Source organism: Pseudomonas sp. BAV 4579, assembly GCF_009765395.1.
GTDB lineage: Bacteria > Pseudomonadota > Gammaproteobacteria > Pseudomonadales > Pseudomonadaceae > Chryseomonas > Chryseomonas aestiva.
In genome coordinates, this window is record NZ_WHOV01000286.1 from 1 (window position 1) to 321 (window position 321).

1 protein-coding gene is annotated in these 321 nt (G+C 55.5%); it reads right to left on the reverse strand.

All coding sequences use genetic code 11. From position 1 onward, the window contains the following. Window positions 1-321: IS30 family transposase (locus tag GSQ95_RS26010; protein ID WP_158897063.1), on the reverse strand; the 321-nt coding region annotated here is incomplete at both ends.

The following is a 321-nucleotide window of genomic DNA, read 5'->3' on the forward strand; positions in this document are numbered from 1 at the left end:
TGCCGAGCCACTTCATCCAGTTCGTCCTGCGAATAGAGCGAGAGATCAGTTCCCTTCGGGAAGTACTGCCGTAAAAGGCCGTTGGTGTTTTCATTCGTTCCACGCTGCCAAGGATTCTGGGGATCGCAGAAGTAAACTTGGATGTCCGTCGCCAGCGTGAATCGCTTATGAGCGGCCATCTCCTTACCTCGATCCCAGGTCAGGGAGCGGTAGAGCTCCTGAGGCAGTCTCAGAGCGTTTTCGATCAGCGCATCCACCACTGTCTGAGTGTCTTTCCCTGCCACCTTTACCAGCATCACGTAGCGGCTGTGGCGTTCTACC